Source organism: Dermacoccus sp. GAS27A (assembly GCF_044909235.1).
GTDB classification, from domain to species: domain Bacteria; phylum Actinomycetota; class Actinomycetes; order Actinomycetales; family Dermatophilaceae; genus Dermacoccus; species Dermacoccus nishinomiyaensis.
In genome coordinates this window covers 173,587-180,565 of sequence record NZ_JBIYDW010000008.1, presented here as the reverse complement: position 1 = coordinate 180,565, position 6,979 = coordinate 173,587, and the positions used below count along the sequence as shown (strand labels likewise).

At 68.4% G+C, this 6,979-nt stretch carries 7 protein-coding genes; 2 read left to right on the top strand and 5 right to left on the bottom strand.

Annotated elements, in window-relative coordinates; genetic code table 11:
• Positions 1 to 143: 143 nt before the first annotated feature.
• Positions 144 to 521, bottom strand: coding sequence for a hypothetical protein (locus ABH936_RS10455; RefSeq protein WP_038568827.1), 378 nt, complete (start codon positions 519 to 521; stop codon positions 144 to 146).
• Here ABH936_RS10455 and ABH936_RS10450 point away from each other — a divergent pair.
• Positions 502 to 846 (top strand): hypothetical protein, encoded by a 345-nt coding sequence (locus tag ABH936_RS10450; protein WP_150112763.1) that lies wholly within the window; start codon positions 502 to 504, stop codon positions 844 to 846. The genes ABH936_RS10455 and ABH936_RS10450 overlap by 20 nt on opposite strands.
• A gap of 78 nt (positions 847 to 924) precedes the next feature.
• Here ABH936_RS10450 and ABH936_RS10445 read toward each other — a convergent pair whose 3' ends face one another.
• From ABH936_RS10445 to aceA, 4 genes are all read right to left on the bottom strand, one after another.
• Positions 925 to 1,362: a hypothetical protein gene (locus tag ABH936_RS10445; RefSeq protein ID WP_038568823.1), complete on the bottom strand. Its 438-nt coding sequence runs from the start codon at positions 1,360 to 1,362 to the stop codon at positions 925 to 927.
• A 178-nt stretch (positions 1,363 to 1,540) separates the two neighbouring features.
• Positions 1,541 to 1,861: a putative quinol monooxygenase gene (locus tag ABH936_RS10440; protein WP_038568821.1), complete on the bottom strand. Its 321-nt coding sequence runs from the start codon at positions 1,859 to 1,861 to the stop codon at positions 1,541 to 1,543.
• 172 nt (positions 1,862 to 2,033) lie between these two features.
• Positions 2,034 to 3,671: a malate synthase A gene (gene aceB, locus ABH936_RS10435; RefSeq protein WP_038568819.1), complete on the bottom strand. Its 1,638-nt coding sequence runs from the start codon at positions 3,669 to 3,671 to the stop codon at positions 2,034 to 2,036.
• Between the two features lie 255 nt (positions 3,672 to 3,926).
• Entirely contained in the window at positions 3,927 to 5,210 is a 1,284-nt protein-coding gene (gene aceA / locus ABH936_RS10430; protein WP_006944896.1) for an isocitrate lyase, read from the bottom strand.
• 198 nt (positions 5,211 to 5,408) lie between these two features.
• Here aceA and ABH936_RS10425 point away from each other — a divergent pair, with 198 nt between their 5' ends.
• Complete coding sequence (locus tag ABH936_RS10425; RefSeq protein ID WP_051806432.1) at positions 5,409 to 6,923, top strand: helix-turn-helix domain-containing protein; 1,515 nt, start codon at positions 5,409 to 5,411, stop codon at positions 6,921 to 6,923.
• The last annotated feature ends 56 nt before the right edge of the window (positions 6,924 to 6,979 follow it).

The following is a 6,979-nucleotide window of genomic DNA, read 5'->3' as shown; positions in this document are numbered from 1 at the left end:
CCACTCAGCTCCCCACCGATCCCCGCGGCCCCCCCCCACCCCCCCCGCCCGCCCCCCCCCGCTGCGGCCGCCCCCCCCCCCGCTGGCGCCGGGCCCCCCCCCCCGGGGGTGGTGCGGCCCCGGCAGCATGCTCGGTCAGCGCGTCACTTGACGGTGACGTTCACCGAGTCCGAAGCGAACTGCGAGCCGTTCTCGAGGAACTTGATCGAGTAGGTGCCCGACTGCTCCATCGGTACCTTGACGGTCAGCGTGACAGCCTGGCCGTCAGCGTTCGAGGTGCCCTTGGAGTCGAGCGTGCCCTTCTTCGACTGTGAACCGTTCGAGATCTCATAGCTGTACTTCGCGCTGGACTTGAACTGCACGGCTGTCGTGAAGTAGACCCGCTGGCCCTTGTACGAGGCGTCGATGCTGCTCGCGTCCTCCTTGCAGAACTGAGCCGACGACACGTAAGCCAGGTTCTTGCTGAGGCACGAACGCGTCTCGTGGCTCGAGGCGAAGCCGATGATGTCGCTCTTCGTCACCTTTGCAGAACTGGCTGCCTGCGAGCTGGGCGACGAAGACGAGTCGGTCGATGCTGACGAGCTCGTCTCCGAGGTCGCGGGCGACGACTCGGGCGACGATTCAGCGGCGCTCGACGTCTCGGGCGCAGCCGACGTGGCCTGCGACTGGGCGGCCGTGGGGCTCGACGACATGGGGTTGCTCGGCACAGCGGCGCCCGACGATGAGCTGCCGCCGCTCTCGACGGTGCTGCATCCTGCAAGCGTGAGCGAGGCCAGTGCGAGCGTCGGGACGATGGTTCGGCTGATCTTCATGGCTTCCTCCTGGTTGTCGGTGTCAGCATTCTGATGCGTTGGACCCGGATCCGGTTCCATCTCGGAGCAAAGAATTCATGAAGCCTCGATAGATCCTGAATGCGGCCTGGTCTCAGCCGTTCACGACGACCCGGAAGTCGCGCCGCACGAGCAGCTTCTCGCCCTTGTAGACCTCGCAGCGGGCGTCATCGCTGCCCGCGACGGTGATGCTCGCCGTCACCACCCCGAGGTTCTTGTCGACGCGCCCTGCCTCGAACGGGAAGTCGAACACCCGCGTGCCCTTGCGGATCCGGACGCGCAGTGGCGACCCCTTCGCCCCCGCGACGACGGCGGAGCACTGCAGGCCCTTGCCGCGCTCGAGGTGGATCACATCAGAGGTCTCGGCGCACGAGAGCGATTTCTTCTTGCGCCCCGGGGTGTCCTTGATCTCGGTGCACATGCGCACCTGGCTGGCGCCGTCGGCGCCCTGTGGGCCCTTGACCTTGACGGAGCCGCTCACCGGCTTGGCGCCGTCGACGGTGAACTCGCACGCGTAGATGCTGGCGGGCATGGCGGGCGGAGCGACGCCGATGTCGCCGCTCAGTGCGACCTCGCCGTCCGAACCGGGCTTGCCGACGTCGCCGGTCTGCTACGTCAGCTCCTCGCCGTCCTTGAGCACACGCATCTTCACCTTGCGTCCCGGTTTGACCGTGGTCGCGCAGGCGAGGTCGCCCCCCTCGTGATCGGCGTCAGTCGACGCTGATCTCGCCCATCTCGTCCCAGCCGTCGCCCTCGACCTGACGCGAGACGATCTTGGGCGTGGCCGTGAGCCATTCAGCCGTCGACGACGTGAAGGCCTTGAAGTGGTCCGAGGAGACGTGCGCCACGGCCGCGTCGTCCTGGAACGCCTCGACGAGCACGAACTCGTTCGGCTTCTCGACGCTGCGGCTCCACTCGAACCACAGGTTGCCCGCCTCGGCGCGCGTGGCCGCGGTGAAGTCGGCGACGTGGTCCATCCACCCGTCGACCTTGTCGGGGCGGACGTCGAACTTGACAACGATGAAGATCATGGTAATTACCTCTCGAGTGCGCCCGCTGGACGTGACGATGACGTGGCGTGCACCTGCGCGACGCCACGTCATCTTTGTATCACCTCATACCGACAACGCCCCGGGCGACGGCTCGACCCGCTCACGCGCACGCAGATCGCTCGCCGTACCCGTCTGCGTCACACGGCCGAGCTCAGGCGACCTCGTCGACCTTCTCCGACTGACGAAGGTCGTCGGAGTCGATGCTGCGCGGCATGCGCAGCCCCTCGTCGAGCAGGAAGCGGACGTAGGCGTAGTTGGAGAAGAATCCGGGCAGCTCGTCGGTGAGCGCGCTGCGTTCGAGCACCTCGCGGGCCTCGTCGAGGCGCTCGGACTCGTCGGCGTCGGCGGTGCGCTTGAGCTTGGTCATCTCCTCGTCGATGACGCGCCCGAGCAGCTCCCGCGTCACCTGCGGGCCCTCGGCGAGCTGCGTCGAGTGGTGCAGCCACTGCCACAGCTGGGCACGGCAGATCTCGACGGTCGCCGCATCCTCCATGAAGTTGCCGATGGCGACGGCGCCCTTGCCGTCGATCCACGCCGCGAGGTACTGCAGCGCGACGCTGACGTTGTGGCGCACGCCCTGCAGGCTCGTCGTCTGCATCGTGCCCTCGAGGCTGACGAGGGCCGCCGCGTCGAAGCGCTGCGGGCGCTTGACGTCGATCTGGTCGAGCTTGTCGCCGAGGACGTGGGTGAAGGCGGACAGCACCGTGTCGACCATCGCGGGGTGGGCGACCCACGAACCGTCGAAACCCTCCTCGGCCTCGCGCTCCTTCTCGGTGTGGACGACGTTGAGGACGCGGTGACGTATGTCGTCGTCCTGCAGCGTCGGGTTGTTCGCGGCGGGCGCGGCGATCGCGTGCGTGCCGCGCTTGTGCGCCGTCGCGACCAGCAGTTCGGTGAACTCGCGCATGAACGGCGTCGTCATCGTGATGCGCTCGCGGTCGGGCAGGACGTACTCGTCGCCGCGGTGGGCGAAGGTACGCACGTAGCTGAAGATGTAGTCCCAGCGGCCCGCGTTGAGACCGGCGGCATGCTCGCGCAGTTCGTAGAGGATCTCCTCCATCGCGAACGCGGCGGGCAGCGTCTCGATGAGGATGCTCGCACGGATCGTGCCGCGCTCGATGCCGAGGGCGTCCTGAGCCTCGACGAAGACGTCGTTCCACAGGCGCGCCTCGGCCGCCGACTCGATCTTCGGCAGGTAGAAGTACGGGCCGAACCCGGCGTCGATGAGAGTCTGCGCGTTGTGGAAGAAGAACAGGCCGAAGTCGACGAGCGTCGCCGAGATCGGGCGGCCGTCGACCGTCAGGTGCTTCTCGCACAGGTGCCACGCGCGCGGGCGCATGATGAGCGTCGGACGCTTGCGCTCCGGGTGCGCGCGGTACTCGCGCACCGCGTCGGCGAGCACGACCTGGCCCTCGATCATGTTGAACCACGTCGGTGACGTCGCGTCCTCGAGGTCCGCAAGCCACGTCGAGGCGTTCGACTCCATCGCGTGCTGCGTCATCGAGCGCGTGACGGGGGAGACGAGCTCGACGCGGCGATCGAGCAGCCCTGGCGCGGCGGGCGCGACCTGCCACGACGCGTCGTCACGCACGGACTGCGTCGCGGGGTCGAAGTCGAGGTCTGTGCCCGTGTTGATGCGGCGTGACAGGTCGCGACGCTGAGCGAGTAGTTCGGCGCGACGTCCGGCGAACGCTCCGTCGAGCCGGCCGAGGAAGGCGAGGGCGCCGGGCGTCAGGATCTCATCGAACCGAGGGTGCAGCTGACCGCGGACGGTGGGGGAAGAGCTCATGAGCCCTCCTTCGGGTGCGCTGTGGGCGTCGTCGGGGCGACGGCTGGGCTGGGCGTGGACTTCCATCATGACCGATCGCGACGCCCGGGCGGGCGGCGCTCGCGACGCGGACACGGCGGCCGCGGCACGCATGAACGCAGGATCGAGCGCTCAGGGTGCGCGGCGCGACGGGGGTAGGGGTGAGCCCCCACCCCCACGCGATCGGAGCCAGGTGATCGCGCGGGAGATGGGGGCCGGTTCAGTGGCGGGAGCAGCTCAGAACTGAGCGCTCTCCGTCGACTCCTTCAGCGCGGTCGTCGACGACTCGGGGTTGAGCGTCGTGGCGACCAGGTCGAAGTAGCCCGTGCCGACCTCGCGCTGGTGACGCGTGGCCGTGTAGCCGCGGCTCTCGGAGGCGAACTCGCGCTCCTGCAGCTCGACGTAAGCCTTCATCTGCTCGCGGGCGTAGCCGTGGGCCAGGTCGAACATCGAGTAGTTGAGAGCGTGGAAGCCGGCGAGGGTGATGAACTGGAACTTGAAGCCCATCGCGCCCAGCTCGCGCTGGAACTTGGCGATCGTGTCGTCGTCGAGGTGCTTCTTCCAGTTGAACGACGGCGAGCAGTTGTACGCCAGCATCTGGTCGGGGAACTCGGCCTTGACGGACTCGGCGAACTTCTTCGCGAGCTCGAGGTCGGGCGTGCCCGTCTCCATCCAGATGAGGTCGGCGTAGGGCGCGTAGGCCTTCGCACGCTCGATGCAGGGCTCGATGCCGTTCTTGACCTTGTAGAAGCCCTCGTTCGTGCGCTCGCCGGTGAGGAACTGCTGGTCGCGCTCGTCGACGTCGGACGTGATGAGCGTCGCGGCCTCGGCGTCCGTACGGGCGATGACGACGGTCGGCGTGTTCGACACGTCGGTGGCGAGGCGGGCGGCGTTCAGCGTACGAACGTGCTGCTTCGTCGGGATGAGCACCTTGCCACCGAGGTGGCCGCACTTCTTCTCGGAGGCCAGCTGGTCCTCCCAGTGCACGCCGGCGGCGCCGGCGGCGATCATCGACTTCATGAGCTCGTACGCGTTCAGCGGGCCACCGAAGCCGGCCTCGGCGTCGGCGACGATCGGCACGAGCCACTCGTCGACGCTCTTGATGCCCTCGGAGAACTCGATCTGGTCGGCGCGCATCAGGGCGTTGTTGATGCGGCGGACGACCTGCGGCACCGAGTTGGCCGGGTAGAGCGACTGGTCCGGGTACGTCTGGGCGGCGAGGTTCGCGTCACCGGCGACCTGCCAACCGGACAGGTAGATGGCCTTGAGGCCGGCCTTGACCTGCTGGACGGCCTGGTTGCCCGTCAGCGCGCCGAGGGCGTTGACGAAGTCCTCGGTGTGCAGCTTCTCCCAGAGGTTCTCGGCGCCGTGCTTGGCGAGGGTGAACTCCTCCTGGATGCTGCCCTGGAGACGGACGACGTCCTCAGCGCTGTAGTCACGCTTGACGTTCTTCCAGCGCTCGTTGGTGTCCCAGTCCTTCTGGATCTCGGCGGCGCGTGCCTGGATGTTCTCGCCAGTCATGGCTCCTGGTCCTTTCCTCGGTGAAGCCTCAGCCGGGTGGCGGTGGGGCTCGATGTGTCCACTCTGGCCGATCGAACTGGCAAGTAACAAGAGTTTTCCGATAAAGATCTGCGATTATTGACACATCGACAGGTTTTTCGGGGTCTTTGGCCCCGAGTGAGCACGAGGTGACGCATGGCGCGGGCGAAGGTGAACGGTATGAGCGACACGAGCGCACCGCGCGAGGGGCGGCTGTCGCGCCCCCACGTCTCCACCGAGACGGCCACCCGACCCGAGCGCGCCGCACCCGACGCCCTGACGATCGGACGACGCCTGCGTCACGTACGTCAGGGCGCCGAGCGGACGCTCGGAGACGTCGCGGCCGCCGTCGGCATGAGCCCGTCGGCGCTCTCGCTCATCGAGAACGGCAAGCGCGAGCCGCGACTATCGGTGCTGACGTCGCTGGCCGAGGTGCTCGACGTCCCCCTCGCCGACCTGCTCGCGACCGCGCCGCCGTCACGGCGTGCCGCGCTGGAGATCCGACTCGAACGCGCGCAGCGCGCCGAGCAGTACTCGGCGCTCGGGCTGCCGACGGTTCGGGTCGGGCCGCGATTGCCGACGGAGGCGCTCGAGGCGCTCGTCGGGATGCACGAGGCGCTCGCGTCGATGCAGAGCGAGCGCGCCGCGACGCCCGAGCACGCCCGGCGTGCGAACGCCGAACTGCGCACGCGCATGCGAGAGGCCGACAACTACTTCGGTGACATCGAGCAGGCAGCCGCCGACCTGCTCGCCGGCGTCGGGCACGCGGGCGGGCCGGTCTCGCGCACCTCCGTCGATCGGATGGCGGAGCACCTCGGGTTCTCGCTCGTGCACACCTCGGATCTGCCGAACTCGACGCGCACCGTCAGCGATCTGGCCAATCGCCGCATCTACCTGCCGCAGCCGGAGGCGGGCCAGCACGACGCGCGTTCGCTCGCGTTGCAGGCGCTCGGGCACCTCGTCCTCGGCCACGAGGTGCCGGCCGACTACGCCGAGTTCCTCTCCCAGCGCGTCGAGATCAACTACTTCGCCGCGGCCGTCCTCATGCCGGAGAAGGAGCTGGGGGCGCGGCTGCTCGAGGCCAAGGCGGCCAAGGACATCTCTATCGAGGACCTGCGCGACGCATACGGCGTCTCCTACGAGACGGCCGCGCACCGGTTCACGAACCTCGCGACGAAGGTGCTCGACATCCCCGTCCACTTCATGCGCATCAGCGCCGACGGCGTCATCTACAAGGCATACGAGAACGACGGCATCGTCTTCCCGGCGGACGCGACGGGCGCCATCGAGGGCCAGCGGGTGTGCAAGCACTGGACGGCGCGTGTCGTGTTCGACCAGCCCGATCTGTCGCGCTCGTACCAGCAATACACGGACACGCGCTCGGGCACGTACTGGTGCTCGGCGTTCGTCGATCGCACCTCGTCGGGCTTGTTCAGCGTCAACGTCGGCACGCCGTACCAGCACGTCAAGTGGTTCCGCGGGCGCGAGACGACGTCGCGCTCGCAGTCGCGATGCCCCGACCCGTCGTGCTGCACGCAGCCGCCGGGGGAGCTGACGGCGCGCTGGGGCGGGCACGCCTGGCCGAGCGCTCGCGTGCATTCGCACCTGCTCGCCGCGATGCCGCCCGGCACGTTTCCGGGCGTCGACGACACCGAGGTGTACCAGTTTCTCGAACGCCACGCGCGCGAGAGCTGACGTCCCTTCCTGATGTCGCCCGGGTTTTCGGGCGCCCGCGCCCGAGAACCCGGGCT

Excerpts from the sequence above, each read along its gene's own strand:
- ABH936_RS10440 (WP_038568821.1), bottom strand. The coding sequence starts at position 1,861 with ATGATCTTCATCGTTGTCAAGTTCGACGTCCGCCCCGACAAGGTCGAC.
- aceA (WP_006944896.1), bottom strand. The coding sequence starts at position 5,210 with ATGACTGGCGAGAACATCCAGGCACGCGCCGCCGAGATCCAGAAGGAC.
- ABH936_RS10445 (WP_038568823.1), bottom strand. The coding sequence starts at position 1,362 with ATGCCCGCCAGCATCTACGCGTGCGAGTTCACCGTCGACGGCGCCAAG.
- aceB (WP_038568819.1), bottom strand. The coding sequence starts at position 3,671 with ATGAGCTCTTCCCCCACCGTCCGCGGTCAGCTGCACCCTCGGTTCGAT.
- ABH936_RS10425 (WP_051806432.1), top strand. The coding sequence starts at position 5,409 with ATGAGCGACACGAGCGCACCGCGCGAGGGGCGGCTGTCGCGCCCCCAC.
- ABH936_RS10450 (WP_150112763.1), top strand. The coding sequence starts at position 502 with ATGATGTCGCTCTTCGTCACCTTTGCAGAACTGGCTGCCTGCGAGCTG.